The 14,935-nt window shown below is 75.0% G+C and carries 13 protein-coding genes; 5 read left to right on the forward strand and 8 right to left on the reverse strand.

Features of this window, described 5'->3' with window-relative positions; all coding sequences use genetic code 11:
• The first annotated feature begins 83 nt into the window (after nucleotides 1-83).
• The 3 genes from AMPC_RS17560 to AMPC_RS17570 all read left to right on the forward strand — a co-directional run bounded on the left by AMPC_RS17560 (nucleotide 84) and on the right by AMPC_RS17570 (nucleotide 1,895).
• Entirely contained in the window at nucleotides 84-803 is a 720-nt protein-coding gene (locus tag AMPC_RS17560) for a TIGR02266 family protein (protein WP_248342767.1), read from the forward strand.
• 96 nt (nucleotides 804-899) lie between these two features.
• Nucleotides 900-1,112, forward strand: a complete 213-nt coding sequence (locus tag AMPC_RS17565; RefSeq protein WP_248342769.1) for an acetyl-CoA carboxylase biotin carboxyl carrier protein subunit — start codon at nucleotides 900-902, stop codon at nucleotides 1,110-1,112.
• Nucleotides 1,113-1,895: an enoyl-CoA hydratase-related protein gene (locus AMPC_RS17570; protein WP_248342771.1), complete on the forward strand. Its 783-nt coding sequence runs from the start codon at nucleotides 1,113-1,115 to the stop codon at nucleotides 1,893-1,895.
• Here AMPC_RS17570 and AMPC_RS17575 read toward each other — a convergent pair.
• A complete protein-coding gene (locus AMPC_RS17575) occupies nucleotides 1,882-3,660 on the reverse strand; it encodes a serine/threonine-protein kinase (protein ID WP_248342773.1) in 1,779 nt (592 codons plus the stop codon). The genes AMPC_RS17570 and AMPC_RS17575 overlap by 14 nt on opposite strands.
• Before the next feature lie 103 nt (nucleotides 3,661-3,763).
• Between AMPC_RS17575 and AMPC_RS17580 the strand changes: the two genes are divergently transcribed.
• Both AMPC_RS17580 and AMPC_RS17585 read left to right on the forward strand, forming a co-directional pair.
• Nucleotides 3,764-5,587: an ArnT family glycosyltransferase gene (locus tag AMPC_RS17580; protein WP_248342774.1), complete on the forward strand. Its 1,824-nt coding sequence runs from the start codon at nucleotides 3,764-3,766 to the stop codon at nucleotides 5,585-5,587.
• Between the two features lie 180 nt (nucleotides 5,588-5,767).
• The gene (locus tag AMPC_RS17585) at nucleotides 5,768-6,400 is read left to right on the forward strand and encodes an acetate uptake transporter (RefSeq protein WP_248342775.1); all 633 of its coding nucleotides are present in this window, start codon (nucleotides 5,768-5,770) and stop codon (nucleotides 6,398-6,400) included.
• Nucleotides 6,401-6,476: 76 nt separating this feature from the next.
• Here AMPC_RS17585 and AMPC_RS17590 read toward each other — a convergent pair whose 3' ends face one another.
• The 7 genes from AMPC_RS17590 to AMPC_RS17620 form a co-directional block, all read right to left on the reverse strand.
• Nucleotides 6,477-7,130 carry an outer membrane beta-barrel protein gene (locus AMPC_RS17590; protein ID WP_248342776.1) on the reverse strand — a complete coding sequence of 218 codons (654 nt, stop codon included), beginning with the start codon at nucleotides 7,128-7,130 and terminating at the stop codon, nucleotides 6,477-6,479.
• A gap of 33 nt (nucleotides 7,131-7,163) precedes the next feature.
• On the reverse strand, nucleotides 7,164-8,018 hold the full coding sequence (locus AMPC_RS17595) for a methyltransferase domain-containing protein (RefSeq protein WP_248342777.1): 855 nt from the start codon (nucleotides 8,016-8,018) through the stop codon (nucleotides 7,164-7,166).
• Nucleotides 8,015-8,821, reverse strand: coding sequence for an alpha/beta fold hydrolase (locus AMPC_RS17600; RefSeq protein ID WP_248342778.1), 807 nt, complete (start codon nucleotides 8,819-8,821; stop codon nucleotides 8,015-8,017). The genes AMPC_RS17595 and AMPC_RS17600 overlap by 4 nt, the downstream gene beginning before the upstream one ends.
• Before the next feature lie 160 nt (nucleotides 8,822-8,981).
• Nucleotides 8,982-10,043: a cytochrome d ubiquinol oxidase subunit II gene (gene cydB, locus AMPC_RS17605; protein ID WP_248342779.1), complete on the reverse strand. Its 1,062-nt coding sequence runs from the start codon at nucleotides 10,041-10,043 to the stop codon at nucleotides 8,982-8,984.
• A 13-nt stretch (nucleotides 10,044-10,056) separates the two neighbouring features.
• A complete protein-coding gene (locus AMPC_RS17610; RefSeq protein WP_248342780.1) occupies nucleotides 10,057-11,391 on the reverse strand; it encodes a cytochrome ubiquinol oxidase subunit I in 1,335 nt (444 codons plus the stop codon).
• Between the two features lie 294 nt (nucleotides 11,392-11,685).
• Nucleotides 11,686-13,095 (reverse strand): sigma-54-dependent transcriptional regulator, encoded by a 1,410-nt coding sequence (locus AMPC_RS17615; RefSeq protein WP_248342781.1) that lies wholly within the window; start codon nucleotides 13,093-13,095, stop codon nucleotides 11,686-11,688.
• The gene (locus AMPC_RS17620; RefSeq protein ID WP_248342783.1) at nucleotides 13,092-14,924 is read right to left on the reverse strand and encodes a PAS domain S-box protein; all 1,833 of its coding nucleotides are present in this window, start codon (nucleotides 14,922-14,924) and stop codon (nucleotides 13,092-13,094) included. The genes AMPC_RS17615 and AMPC_RS17620 overlap by 4 nt, the downstream gene beginning before the upstream one ends.
• Between the last annotated feature and the right edge of the window lie 11 nt (nucleotides 14,925-14,935).

Genomic DNA, 14,935 nt, shown 5'->3' on the forward strand with positions numbered 1-14,935 from the left:
TCGGAGGGAGTAGAGTGCCGGCGGGGGCTGGACGGGACGGAATGGAACATCGCGAACAGCGTGCGCATCCCCGGGCTCCCCTGGTGCTCGCGGTCAGCTACCCCGACGAGGAGGCGCGGGCGCACGACTACACCGAGAACCTCTCCGAGGGCGGCCTGTTCGTCCGCACCGAGCGCGAGTTCCAGGTGGGCGACCGCGTCACCCTGCAGCTCAGCTTCCCGCAGCTCCTCGACCCCCACGAGATCTCGGCCGAGGTGGTCCGCCTGCGCGGCGAGGGGCCCGACGCCCCGCCCGGCGTGGGCGTGCGCATCCCCGAGGACCGGCGCGAGGACCGGGACCGGCTGCGCGCGCTGGTCCGCGCCGCCGAGCGCATGCCGCGGGCCGACCGGACCTACCGGGTGATGCTGGTGGAGGACAACTCGCTCGTGGCGGCGATGTACACCTCGGCCCTGCGCCGGGCGACCGCCGAGGGGATGCCCGGGCTCGCGGTGGAGCTGGTCCAGGACGGCGGCGAGGCGCTCGCCCGGCTCGACCGGCTGCCGGGCGTGGACCTCATCGTCACCGACGTCTACATGCCCATCATGAGCGGGCTGGCCCTGCTCGAGCGGATCCAGCGCCACCCGCGGCTGGCGCGGATCCCGGTGGTGGTGATCAGCGCCGGCGGCGAGCCGGAGCGGGAGCGGGCCCTGTCGCTCGGCGCGGCCTTCTACCTGCAGAAGCCGGTGAAGTACCAGGACCTGGTGGTCACGGTGCGCGCGCTGCTCGCCCACCGCGAGCAGGGGCGCGCCGGCGGCCGCGACTAGCGCGCGGGCGCGCGGCGGCGACCCGCCGTCGCCGTTGCCGGGCGGCCGCCTGCACGCTACGTTCACGCCCGGAACCTCGAAGCGGACGGAGGCGAGATGGCCCAGGTGGCAGCCCACATCACCGGCACGGTGGCGCGCATCGAGAAGCAGCCGGGCGACGCCGTGAGCCCCGGCGACGCGCTCGTGATCCTCGAGTCGATGAAGATGGAGATGCCGGTCGAGGCCACCGCCGCCGGGCGGGTGAAGGAGGTCCGCTGCAAGGAGGGACAGCCGGTCAGCGAGGGCGACGTCCTCGTGGTGCTCGAGTAGATGGGCGCCGTCGCCTGGGCCGATCGCGGCCTCGTCCGCCTGGTCACCCTCGCCAACCCGAGCAAGCGCAACGCGCTCGACTTCGAGGGCCTGCTCGAGCTCGAGGAGGCCTGCCTCGCCGCGGCGCGCGACCGGGTGCGGTGCCTCGTCTTCCGCGGCGCCGGCGATCGGGCCTTCTCGGCCGGGTTCGACATCGGCGCCCTGCCCCGGAGCGGCGGCGCCGGCGAGCGGCCCGACGAGGCCGTGGAGCGGGCCATGGAGGCGGTCGAGGCGGTGCCCTGCCCGACCATCGCCTTCGTGAACGGCGCCGCCTACGGGGCCGGCGCCGAGCTGGCGGTCACCTGCGACCTGCGCGTCGCCGCGCCCGGGGCGAGCCTGGGGATGCCGCCGGCCCGGCTCGGGGTGGTCTACTCGGCGGCCGGCCTGCGCCGCTTCCTCTCGCTCCTCGGTCCGGCGCGCACCCGCGAGCTCTTCTTCACCGCCCGGCCGGTCGGCGCCGAGGAGGCGCTCTCGCTCGGGCTCGTGGACCGGGTGGTCGCGGCGGCCGACGCCGAGGCGGCCGCGCTCGCGCTCGCCGAGGAGATCGCCGGCAACGCGCCGCTCGCGGTGCAGGGGATGAAGCGGATCCTGCGGCTCCTCGAGTCGGCCCACGAGCGCGGCCTCACCGACGGCGAGCGGGAGGAGGTGTCGGACCTGCGGCGGCGCGCCTTCGAGAGCGCCGACCTCGCCGAGGGGCGGGCCGCGTTCCTGGAGAAGCGGCCCCCGCGCTTCACGGGCGCGTGAGGCCGCCTTCCCGGGGCCGCGCCCGGCCGGTCCGCGACAGCTCCCGCTCGAACCGCGCGCCGTCCTGCGCCGGCAGCACCACGAACTGGTCGAGCTCGTAGCCGGCGAGGGAGAGGTCGATCCGGTGGCGCTCGTCGAGCTTCACGTCGGGGATGGTGACCGGGGTGACGCCGGCGGGCGCGTCGTCGATCCGCACCGCCGCGCCGGGGGGCGAGGAGCGGACGGTGACCGGCCCGATGGCCCGGGCGAGGGCGACGTGCACGCGGGCCGCCCGCGCGAGGGCGCCCACCGGAACCGAGGCGGTCGCGGCGCGACGGTTCGGCGCCTCGACCCGGACCTCGTGCACCCGCCCCACGCCGACGCGCTCCAGCACCGCCGGGGTGACCGCGTCCTGCCGCTCCCCGTCGAGGGTGATCGCCGCGCCGGGCGGCTCCGAGGTGACGACCAGCGTGGCGCCGCCCGCGAGGGCCTGCCAGGCGAGGGCGCCCGCGGCCACGGCGAGCCCCGCGCCGGCGCCGGCGGCGAAGGCGGCGGCGAGGGCGCCGCGCCGGGGCCGGGCCGCGGGCCGGCGCGCCGGACCGGGGGCGGCGGGGCGCGCCGTCGGGACCACCACCTCCACGTCGGCGAGCGGGTCGGCGGGGGTCGGCGCCGGCGGCGGGGGCGGCGGCGGCGCGGGCCAGGTGAGCCGGGCCGCGTCCAGGGCCAGGGGCGGCGGGCGCGGGCGCTCCTCCGGCCGCTCGGCCACGTGCTGGAGCACCTTCATCACCAGGGCGTCGTGGGCGCGGCCGGCGCGCTCGCGGCCGATGCGATCCGCGAACACCTCCTGGATCCGCTGCGCCAGGAGGTCCTGGATGGCGCTGTGGGGCGTGGGGAAGAGGACGTCCACGAGCGCCTCGGCGAAGTCGCGGGCGCGCGCGTAGCGCTTCTCCGGGTCGTAGGCCAGCGCCTTCGCGAGGATGCCGTCGAGCTCGCGCGGGAGCCCCTCGATCATCTCCGACGGCGGGACCACGCGCGCCTTGCGCGAGGCGACGAGCGACTCCACGTCGTTCGCCTTCGGGAACGGCTTCTGCCGCGTCAGCAGCTCGTAGAGGAGGATGCCGGCGGCGAAGAGGTCCACCCGGTGGTCCCAGGCGCGGTCCACCGAGGCCTGCTCGGGCGCGACGTACCCGAGCTTCCCCATCAGCATGCCCTCCTTGTAGTTGGAGAGGCTGGTGGCGGCGCGCGCGATCCCGAAGTCGAGGAGCTTCAGCTCCCCCTCCCAGGAGACGAGCGCGTTGTCGGGCGAGACGTCGCAGTGGACGATCCGGAGCGGCCGCCCCTGCCCGTCCGCCTTGCGGTGGGCGTAGTCGAGCCCCTGCAGGAGCTGCAGCGTGAGGTAGATGGCCTGCTCGGGCGTGAGCTGCGCGCCGGCGCGGGTGAAGGCGTGGAGCATCTCCCGGAGCGACACCCCGGCGACGAGCTCCATGGCGATGAAGTAGTGCCCGTCCACCTCGCCGCACTCGTAGATCTGGGCGACGTTGTTATGGGTGAGCTGGACCGTGAGCCGGGCCTCGTTCACGAGCATCCGGATGAAGCCCTGGTCCTGCGAGCGCTCCCGCAGGATCCGCTTCACCACCAGCTCCTTCTCGAAGCCGCCCGCGCCCACCGTCTTGGCGCGGTAGATCTCGGCCATCCCGCCGATGGCGAGCCGCTGCAGCAGGAAGAACTTGCCGAAGACGTGCGGCTTGAACTCCGCGGGCGTCGGCGGCGGGGCGGGGGTGGTCACGGTGGACCCGGATGATATCCCGCGCCTTTTGGGGTGCCAAGGCGCGCCGCGGCGGCCCAACCCGAGCCCGCGGCCTCCCGGCGCCCGTGTTATGAGGCAGGGGATGCCCTCCGCCGCCGGCGCCCCGTCACCCATGGTGCGGGGCCTCCTCGCCGCCACCGGCCTCGCCGCGCTCCTCTTCCTGCCATGGCTCGGCTCGGCCGGCCTGTGGGACCCGTGGGAGCCGCACTACGCCGAGGTGGCGCGCCAGATGCTGGTGCGCGACGACTTCGTCCACCCGTACTGGGAGTCGGCCTGGTTCTTCTCCAAGCCGGTGCTCCTCATGTGGCTCACCGCGGCGGGGATGGCGCTCTTCGGGGCGCAGACCTCCCACCTGCCGCCCGGCGCCGACCTCGCGCCGCCCACCCCGAGCGGCCTCTCCACCCTCACCGAGTGGGCGGTGCGGCTCCCGGTGGCGCTCCTCGCCGTGCTGGCCGTGGCGCTGGTGTACGTGGCGGTGGCCCGGCTCGCCTCGCGCCGCGCCGGCCTCCTCGCGGCGCTGGCGACGGCGACCGCGCCCTTCTACGCGCTCCTCGCCCGGCAGGCCACGACCGACATGCCGTTCGTGGCCCTCGCCACCTGCGGCACGATGTGCTTCGCCGTCGCGGTGATGGACCCGCGCGCCCACCGCACCGCCTGGGCGTACGCCGGCTACCTGTTCCTCGCCTTCGCCACCCTCGCGAAGGGGCTCCTCGGCTTCGGGCTCGCCGGGGCCGCCTTCCTGGCCTGGTTCGCCGCCACCGGGGAGTGGTCGCGGCTCGGGCGGCTCCGGCTCGCGGAGCGGGTGGGGCGACTCTGGCTGCCGATCGGCCCGCTCCTGTTCCTCGCCGTGGCGGCGCCCTGGTACGTGGTGCTCTCGCTCTTCCGCGGCGTGGACGACGAGGGGAAGACCTTCGCCTACCGCTTCTGGATCCACGACCACCTGAAGCGGCTCGAGTCGGGCGTGCACACCACCACGCCGGGCGGCACCTTCGACTACTTCATCGAGCAGCTCGGCTACGGCCTCGGCGCCTGGGTGGCCGCCCTGCCGGGCGCGCTCGGCGAGCTCCTGCGGGCGCCGGCGCGGGCGCGGGAGGCGCGGACCCCGCGCGACGAGCTGGCCCTGCTGTGCGGGCTCTGGGCGGTCGTCGCCTACGTGCTCATGAGCCTCTCGGCCACCAAGTTCCACCACTACATCTTCCCGGCGGTGCCGCCGCTGGCGGTGCTCTGCGCGCTCTTCCTCGACCGGCTCTGGGAGGAGGCGCCGGAGCGGCACCTCCCGGCGCTGCTCCTCGGCGCCGCGGCGCTCGCGGTGGTGGGCCACTCGCTGGCGGAGCAGCCGAAGCACCTCGTGGACCTCTTCGTCTACAACTACGACCGCCCCTACCCGGAGGCGGAGCTCGCCGCGCTCCACCCCGGGCGCGCCGTGGGGCCGCTCTTCTTCTCCTTCGGCGCGCGCGCGGTGCTGCGGACGCTCTTCGTGGCCTGCGGCCTGTCCGGCCTGCTCGCCTGGCTCTGGCGCTCGCGCCGCGGCCTCGCGCTGTCGCTCTGCGGGACGGCGCTCCTCGGCGCCCTCTACCTGTCCTGGTACCACTGGCGCGAGCTCTCGCCGCACTGGAGCCAGCGCGACGTGTTCCGCACCTGGCTCAGGGAGCGCGCCTCGCCCGACGAGCCCGTCGCCGCCTGGGAGATGAACTGGCGCGGCGAGACCTTCTACTCGCGCGCCCTGGTGCGGGAGCTCGTCGGCGCGGAGAAGCTGCGGGCCTTCGCGGCGGGCAGGGGGCGCAAGTGGGTGGTGGTGGAGCGGGCGCGGCTGCCGGCGCTCCGCGCGGCGCTGGGCGAGAAGCGGCCGGTGCGGATCGCGGACCGCTCCGACAACAAGTTCTACCTGGTCGAGCTCCCGGACTGAGGATCGCTCCGCCGCGGCGCGCCCGGCGCCCCCCGCGCCCCGGCCCCGGCGCTGCCGGCGGCTCTCCGTTGACCGGGATCAGCCGCCGGAGGCCCTGGCGTAGCGTCAATTTTCGCTGACGGTGTGGGCGCACGCTCGGTGTGATACGGGGATGCCTTCCTCACGAAGGAGACCCTTGCCATGAGCGAACTGCAGGCCGTGACCTCGACCCCGGTGCGCGACATCGCGCGCGCGCTGCCGCACGAGACGGTGATCCGCGACTCCACCGCCAACCCGGCGCCGCTCGGCCTGATGGGCTTCGGGCTCACGACCATCCTGCTCAACATGCACAACGCCGGCTTCATCGGGATCGGCAGCATGATCCTGGCGATGGGCATGTTCTACGGCGGCATCGCCCAGGTGATCGCCGGCTACATGGAGTGGAAGAAGAAGAACACCTTCGGCATGGTGGCCTTCACCTCCTACGGCTTCTTCTGGATCAGCCTGGTGGCGCTGGTGCTCATGCCGCGCTTCGGCATCGAGGCGGCCGACGGGCGGGCCATGGCGGCCTACCTGTTCGTCTGGGGGCTCTTCAGCCTGGTGCTCTTCGTCGGGACCTTCCGCACCACCCGCGCGCTCATGATCGTGTTCTTCCTGCTCACGATCCTCTTCTTCCTGCTCGCGGTGGGCGACGCCACCGGCTCGAAGGCGGTCACCCGCCTCGCCGGCTACGAGGGCATCCTCTGCGGGCTCGGCGCCATGTACGTGGGCGCGGCGCAGATCTGGAACGAGATGTACGGGCGGACGGTGCTGCCGCTCGGCTCGTTCGACTAGCTCCCGGCGTCGCGCGGAGCTCCCGGGCCTTCGCCAGGGAGAGGGGGCGGGAGCTCCGCGCGTCCCGAACCGCCGGCTAGTACCAGTCGAACCCGACCCACATCAGGAAGAAGCGCGAGCTCTCCGGCCGGGTGCTCGAGCTGCCGTAGGTCTGCGCGGCGAAGTCGGCGTTCAGGGTGAGGTTGAAGCGGCGGCCGAGCCAGAACGCGTACCCCGCGCCGACGTCGCCGTTGAAGCCGCCGTAGCTCACGCTGTCGTGGTAGCCGGGGCCCCGGCTGTCGAAGGTGAGGAACGAGGGGCCGACGCCGCCGCGGACGAAGAACCCCTTCTCCCACGGGAAGTAGGTGAGCATCAGGTCGGCGTCGGCGATGGTGGCGGTCGCGTCGTAGGGGAAGCCGCCCGAGTCGTACTGCGTCCCGAACGACGACAGCGTGAGCAGGTCGAAGCCGAGGAGCAGCTTCGGCGTGAGCGTGGCGCCCACCTTGAAGTTGAGCCCGAGCCGGCCGCCGCCGCCCAGGTCCGAGAGGTTGAGCCGCTGGCCCTGGCCGCTGACGCTGCCGTCCCCCGCGCCGACGCCGAACCCGATGTACCAGGTGTCGCGCGTGGGCTCGGGCTGGTAGCGCCGCGCGCCGGGCGGCGGGGGCGGGTAGTAGCTCGGGGGCGGCGGGTAGGCGCCCTGCGCGAGGGCGACGGTGGGCAGCAGCACGGCCAGGGCGGCGAGGGTCTTCACGGCAAGCTCCCCGGCGCGCGCGGCGAGGTGAGGTCAGGGGGCGCGCGCCACCACGTAGCCTACCTCGTAGCTCGCCGGGATGGCACCGTCCCTGGAAAAGCCCGCGCGGTAGCGGTCCATCATGTCGAGCATGAGGCGGCGGCCGGCGAGGCCGGAGGCCCGCGGCACGGAGATCGGGAGGCCTTCTCCCTCTCCCGCGCAGCGGGGGAGGGCCGGGGAGGGGGCGAGCGGCGCCGCGTTGCCCGCCCCGATGCGGCGGAGCGCGCGGAGCAGGTCGGCCACGTCCGGGTGCCACTCCACGTGGACCGCCCCGCGCTCCTCGAGCACCGCGAGGCCGGCGTCGCGCAGGGCGGCGGCGACCTCGGCCCGCGAGAAGAAGCGGTGCGTCGGGTCGGGCGCGCCGCGCGCGGCCGCGGCGGCGCGATACGAGCCGCGCAGCTCGTGGAGCGTCTCCCCGCAGAAGAGCGCCACGGCGAGGAGGCCGCCCGGGGCGAGCACCCGCCGGGCCTCGGCGAAGGCGAGGTCGAGCCGGGTGAGCCACTGCAGCGCCGAGCTCGAGAGGTAGACGTCGAACGCCCCCGACCGGAACGGCAGCCGCTCCGCGTCGGCCACCGCGAGCCGCGCGCGCGGGCAGCGGGCCCGGGCGGCGGCGGCCATGCCGGGGGCGAGGTCCACGCCGGCGGCGAGGGCGCTCTCCCCGGCGAGCCGGGCCAGGAGCGCCCCGGTCCCGGCGCCGACGTCGAGGAGGCGGGGCCGCGCGGGGAGGTGGGGCGCGGCGAGCGCGAGGAGCTCGTCCCGGGCCGCCTCCTGCACCCGGGCCGCCTCGTCGTAGGCCGCCGCGCCGCGATCGAACGCGGCCCGGACGCGCGCCTTGTCCACCTGGTTCACGGGAGCTCCCCCGCGAAGCGCGCCAGCGCCCGGGCGCACTCGGCCGGGCGGGTGACGAAGGGCGCGTGCCCGGCGCCGGCGAGGCGCACGAGCCGGGCGCGGGGGAGCCGCTCGGCGAGGTAGGCGCCCGCGCCGGGCGGGCAGACCGCGTCGGCGTCGCCGTGCAGCACGAGCGCCGGCGCCGCCACGCCGGCGAGGTCGCCGCGCAGGTCCACCCGGAGCAGCTGGTCGAGGCCGGCGAGCGCGGCCGCCTCGGACGGCGGGGGCGCCGCGAGGAGCAGCTCCTCCGAGCGCCGGCGAACCGCCTCGGGCGACGCCTCCCCGGGCGCGAACATCCCGTCGAAGAAGCGCGAGAGGACGCGGGCCGGGTCGCGGCGGAAGCGCAGCGCCATCGCCTCCACCGTGCTCGCGGGGAGCCCGCACTCCCACCCCTCGGCCCGGGTGAAGCGGGGCGTGCCGGCGAGGAGGGCGAGCCCGGCGAGGCGCGGCGCCAGCCGGGGGACGGCGGCGAGCGCCACCTGGGCCCCGAGCGACCAGCCGGCGAGGAGCGCCTCGCGCAGCTCGAGCCGCTCGAAGAGCGCGACCAGGTCGGCGACGTGGTCCTCGAGCGTGGCGGAGGGGGCGGCCGGGGAGCGGCCGTGCCCGCGCAGGTCGGGGGCGATGACCCGGAGCCCTTCGCCGAGCGCCGCCCGGAGCGGCGAGAAGACGAGCGACGACAGCCCCCAGCCGTGGAGCAGCACCAGCGGACGGCCCGCTCCGGAGGGCGCCACGGCCAGCGCGATGGGCGAGGGCTCGACCGGCATCGCTGGTCCGAGTACCGCAGCCGCCCGGGGTCGTCAACCGGCGGGCGCATCCGGGTTGACGATGCTGGCCGGCGCGGGGGCGCGCCGGAAGACGAAGACCCCCGGCCCAGGGGCGTGGGCCGGGGGTCTCCTGGGGGGCTGCGAGGCCCGGGACCGGTCTCTAGCGCGCGGCGCGGGCGCCGGCCCGCTCGGCGGCCGAGGGCTCCTCGCCGTAGGCGTGGCCCGGCCGCACCTTGCCCCGGAAGATCCGGTAGACGGCCGCGGTGTAGGCGAGCACGAGCGGCATGCCGAGGAGCGCGATGACCAGCATCACGCCCTGCGTCTTGGGCGAGGAGGCGGAGTTGTAGATGTCGAGGCTGTTCTCGAGGCCGCCCAGCGACGGGACGAGCCGCGGGAAGAGGCTCACCGCCGCGAGGAAGATGGCGGAGACGATCACCACCGACGAGGCGAGGAAGGCCGTGCCGCTCCGGCCCGCGCGGGTGGCGCGCGGGATGGTGGCGAGCCCGCCGGCGAGCAGCAGGAGGAGGCCCCAGAAGGCCGGGTTGGAGGTCGCCTTCTCGAACAGGAACGGCGAGACGAAGAAGGTGGCCACCGTCGCGAGCGCGTAGACGGCGAGGAAGGCGATCCAGGCCCCCACCGCGACCTTGCCCATCCGCTCGTGGAGGGCGCCCTCGCTCTTCATCCGGAGGTAGAGCGCGCCGTGCATGACGAACATGGCGAGGCTCACGAGCCCGATCAGCACCGCGTACGGGTTGAGCAGGCCGAGGAAGCTCCCGGCCCACTCGTGCTCCGGCGTGAGCGGCACGCCGCGCAGGACGTTGCCGACGGCGACGCCGAAGAGGATGGCCGGCAGGAGGCTGCCCACGCCGAAGGCCCAGTCGAAGGCGCGGCGCCAGGCCGGCGCCTCGACGTTGTGCCGGAACTCCATCGCCACCGCGCGGAGGATGAGCGCGACGAGGAGGAGCATGAGGGCGAGGTAGTAGCCGCTGAAGATGGTGGCGTAGACCACCGGGAAGGCGGCGAAGAGGGCGCCGCCGCCGGTGAGGAGCCACACCTCGTTGCCGTCCCAGACCGGGCCGATGGCGCCGACGTGGACGTCGCGCTCGGCGTCGCTCTTCGCGAACAGGTGGAGGATGCCGACGCCGAGGTCGAAGCCGTCGAGGACCGCGTAGCCGGAGATGAGGACGCCGACGAGGAGGAACCAGGTGGTGTTGAGGTCCATGTGCGTGCCTCCCTTAGGCCGCCGCCGCGCCGACCTGGATGTCGTCCGGATCGGTCTTGGCCTTCTTGATCATGAGGAAGAGCCAGAGCGCCCCGAGCGCCAGGTAGATGGCGCCGAAGAGCAGGAGCGAGAACCAGATCTCCCCGGCGGTGACGGTGGCCGAGTGGGCCTGCGAGGTGCGCAGGAGCTTGTAGACGATCCAGGGCTGCCGGCCGACCTCGGCCGCGGTCCAGCCGAGCTCGCAGGCGACGACCGGGAGCGGGATGGACCAGACGAGCGCCTTCAGCAGGAGCCGGTTCGTGAAGAGCTTGCCGGTGTACAGGTTCCAGGCGGCGAGGCTCATCACGAGGATGAACCAGCTCCCCAGCGCCACCATGTTGTGGAAGGAGACGAAGGTGAGCCAGAGCGGCGGGCGGTCCTCCTGCGGCACCGCGTCGAGCCCCTGGACGTGGGCCGCCATGTCGCCGAAGGCCATCCAGGAGAGCATCCCCGGGACCTCGATGTTGGCCTTGAGCTGCGGCGGCGGCGAGAAGGGGATGGCGAAGAGCACCAGCGGCGCGTGGTTCTGCGAGGTGTAGAGCCCCTCGATGGCCGCGAACTTCTCGGGCTGGGTCCGCGCCACCTGCTGCGCGTGGAGGTGGCCGAAGGGCATCACCTCGAGGATCGAGAAGATGAGCCCGGCCACCACGCCGATGCGCATCGCCTTGCGCGCGAACGCCGAGTCGCGGTCGCGCAGCAGGTGCCAGGCGGCGACGCCGGCCATGACGAAGGCGCCGGTCACGATGGCGGCGGTCACGGTGTGGAGGTAGCGCGGCATCGTCGAGGGGTTGAAGACCGCGTCGTAGAAGCTCGTCAGCTCGGCGCGGCCGTTGCGGACGACGTAGCCGGCCGGGGTCTGCTGCCAGGAGTTGGCGACGATGATCCAGAAGGCCGACAGGGTGGCGCCCACGGCGACCATCAGCGCCGAGAACCAGTGCAGCGCCTTCGAGACCCGGCCCCGGCCGTAGAGGTAGAGGCCGAGGAAGGTGGACTCGAGGAAGAAGGCGAAGACGCCCTCGGCCGCGAGCGGCGCGCCGAAGATGTCGCCCACGTACTTCGAGTACTGGGCCCAGTTGGTGCCGAACTGGAACTCCATCACGATGCCGGTGGCGACGCCCACCGCGAAGTTCACCGCGAAGAGCTTGCCGAAGAACTTCCCGACGCGGACGAAGTCGGGGTCGTTCTTCTTCCAGCCGAGCCACTCCGCCGCGACCAGCATCCAGCCGAGGCCGATGCTGATGGGGGGGAAGATGAAGTGGAATCCGATGGTGACCGCGAACTGGATCCGCGCGAGCATCAATGCGTCCATTGCGAGTGCTCCTGGTCTAGCGGGGGGCCGCGCCGCGTGACTGTGGGTGCATCATGCCACCCGCCCGGGCGGGTGGGGCGGTGGGAACTGGGGGCGTCGCGGTGCCTCTCACGGGGCCAGCGTAAAGGCAAGGAAGATGCCAGGGGAGGCGCCGCGTTCCCGGCGAAAAACGGCCGCTCCCGGGCTCCCGCGCCGGCCGTGGGGCGTTTCATCCCAACGGGCGGGTGGGGCGGTTTTGTACGTTGGCGGCGACCCGCCGGTAAGGATCCGGCGGCCGGGGGCACGATCGGGCCGTCAGGCGTCCTCTTCCAGGTCCGCCGCCGGGCCGGCGCGCAGCGGGCCGACGAGGCCGTAGCGCTGGATCTTGGTGAAGAGGGTGCGCCGGTCGATCCCGAGGATCCGCGCCGCCGCCGAGCGGTTCCAGGCGACCGCCGCCAGCACCTTCTCGACGTGCGCCCGCTCCAGCTCCTCGAGGGTCATGAGCCCGCCGTCGGCCGGGGCGCCGCCCGGGTCGAGCGGGCGCGCCTGGCCCCCGAGCCCCGGCGGCAGGTCGCCGACGTCGATGGCCCGCCCCGAGGAGGAGAGCAGGGCCCGCTCGAGCACGTTCCGGAGCTCGCGGACGTTCCCGGGCCAGCGGTGGCGCGAGAGCGCCTCGAGCGCCCGCGCGGTGATCCCCAGGGAGGCGGCCCCCTGCTCGTCGGCGAGCTCGAGCAGGAGGTGCTCGGCCAGGACCGGGACGTCGTCGGGCCGGTCGCACAGCGACGGGAGCTCGACGTGGAGCACGTCGAGCCGGTAGTAGAGGTCCTCCCGGAAGGCGCCCTCCTTCACCATCGCCGGGAGGGCGCGGTTGGTGGCGGCGACGACCCGCAGGTCGAGCGTGACCGGGCGGGTGGCGCCCACCGGCAGCACCTCGCCTTCTTGCAGGGCGCGCAGGAGCTTGGGCTGGAGCGAGAGCGGGATCTCGCCCACCTCGTCGAGGAAGAGGGTGCCGCCGGAGGAGCGCTCGAGGAACCCCTGCCGGCTCTCGTGCGCGCCGGTGAAGGCGCCCTTCACGTGGCCGAACATGGCGCTCTCGAAGAGCTGCTCGGGGATGGCGGCGCAGTTCACCGGCACGAACGGCCCGCCCGCGCGCGGCCCCTCGCCGTGGATGGCGCGCGCCGCCATCTCCTTGCCGGTGCCGCTGCGCCCGGTGAGGAGCACGGTCGAGCCGACCCGCGCCGCCTCGAGGAGCTGGGCGCGCACCCGCTGCATGGCGGCGCTGCGGCCCACCAGCCGGTCGGCGCTGAAGCGGCCGCGGGCGGCCCGGCGCAGCCCCTCCACCTCGCGCCCGAGCGCCACCTCGCGGGCGGCGTTGCGCAGCACCGCCGCGACCTCCTCGACCCGGAACGGCTTGGTGACGTAGCTGTAGGCCCCCGCGCGCATCGCCTCGACGGCGTCGTCCACGCTGCCGAAGGCGGTCATGAGGACCACCTTGGTGGCCGGGAAGCGCTCGCGCACGAGCTGCAGGAGCGTGCGGCCGTCGATGCCGGGCATGCGGACGTCGGAGAGCACCACGTCGGCCGCCGCCTCCTCGAGGAGCTGCAGCGCCCGCGAGGCGCCCGGCGCGTCGCGCACCGCGTAGCCCATCCGCTCGAGGTGCCGCACCAGGATCTCGCGCAGCCGCGCGTCGTCCTCCACCACCAGCACCGCGAGGGCGCGGGTCACGGCGCCTCCCCGGGCGCCGGCGACCGCGCCACTGCCGGGAGCTGCACCTGGAAGCTCGCGCCCCCGAGCGGCCCCGTGCCGACGCGGATGTCGCCGCCCTGGCTCGCCACCGCCTGGGCGCAGACGGCGAGGCCGAGGCCGGTCCCGTCGGCGCGGGTGGTGAAGAACGGGTCGAAGATCCGCTCGCGCAGGGGCTCGGGCACGCCCGGGCCGTCGTCGTGGACCTCGAAGGTGAGCGAGGGCTCGGCCTCGTCGTCGCGCCGGGCGCGCACCCCCACCCGGCCCCCCTCGCCGACGGCCGCCACCGCGTTGAGCATGAGGTTGAGGAGCACCTGGTGGAGCGCGTCGGGGTCGCAGAAGACCTCCGGCAGCCCCGGGGGCAGCTCGCAGAGGAGCTCCACCCGGCGCTTCTCCGCCGGGATGCGCAGGAGCCCGCGGACCCGCTCCACCGCCTCGGCCAGCGCCACCGCCTGGGGCGGCCGCGGGGTGCTGCGGGCGAAGCCGAGGAGGTCGCGCACCAGCCGCCCGATCCGCTCGGTCTCGCCCACGATGGCGGCGAGCTCCTTCTGCTGCGCCTCGTCGCGCGCGTCGAGCGCCAGGTACTCGGCGGTGGCGCTGATGGCCGTGAGCGGCGTGCCGATCTCGTGGGCCAGGCCGGCGGCGAGGCTGCCGACCACCGCCAGCTTCTCGGAGCGCATGAGCTGCCGCTCGAGCCGCTCGCGGCCGGAGGCGTCGCGGGCCACGAGCGCCGTCCCGCCGCCGCCGAGCGCCGCCGCCGACACGTCCACCGGGATGGCCTCGCCGCGGGCGTCGCGCAGGGCGAGCCGCACGCCGCGCAGCGTGCCGCGCCGCTCGGTCCGCTCGAGGAGCCGCGCCACCTCCTGCCCGTCCACGAGCCGCGACAGCGGGCGGCCCACCAGCTCGGCGGCGGTGAGCCCGAGGAGCCGCTCCGCGCCGCGGTTGAAGCTCGTGATGGTGCCCGCGGCGTCCACCGCGAGGATGGCGTCGGCCGCCTCGCGGGTGATGTGGGCGAGGAGCTGCTCCTGGGCGGCGACCCGGCCGCGGAGCTGGTCGAGCGCGGAGAGGTCCTCGACCACGCAGGAGCGGCCGATGAGCCGGCCGGCCTCGTCGCGGAGCGCCACCGCCGAGAGCGCCACCGGCACGAGCCGCCCGTCGCGGGCGCGGCGCACCGTCTCGAAGCGGGGCGCCTGCCCCTCGGCCGCGACCTGCTCCGCGACGCGCCGCTCCTCGTCGCGCCGGTCCTCGGGGACGATGAGCTCCACCCGGCGCCCCAGCGCCTCCTCGAGCGGCCAGCCGAAGATCGCCGCGGCGGCCGGGCCCCAGGAGACGATCCGCTCCTCGCGGTCCACCACCAGGAAGGCCGCGCCGCTCGCCGCCGCCGACTGGGCCGCGAGGCGGCCCCGGCCGCCGGCGAGATCGGGGATGAGGGCCGAGAGCCGGACGAAGCTCTCCGCCACCCAGCGGATCGCGCCCGCGGCGTCGCGCACCGGCACGGCGCGCACGCGCCAGGCCTCCACCTCGCCGCCGGGCCGGGACCGCTCGCGCACCCCCTCCTGCGGCTCGCCGGTGCGGAACACGAGGAGCGGCAGGCAGTCGGAGCAGCGGTGCGCCTTCTTCCAGAGCGCGGCGAAGCAGTGGTGGCCGCCGCAGGACAGCTCCGCGGCGTAGGCGCAGACGTGCTCGTTGGCCCACTCGACCTTGAGGTCGCGATCGACCAGCGTGAGGCCGATCCCGAGGGCCGAGAGCGCGCTCCCGAGCGGCGCGAGGTCGGCCGGGTGCGCGACGTCGATGTGCGAGGGAGGGCTCATGCGGAGCGCGG

The organism is Anaeromyxobacter paludicola, from assembly GCF_023169965.1.
Classification (GTDB): domain Bacteria; phylum Myxococcota; class Myxococcia; order Myxococcales; family Anaeromyxobacteraceae; genus Anaeromyxobacter_B; species Anaeromyxobacter_B paludicola.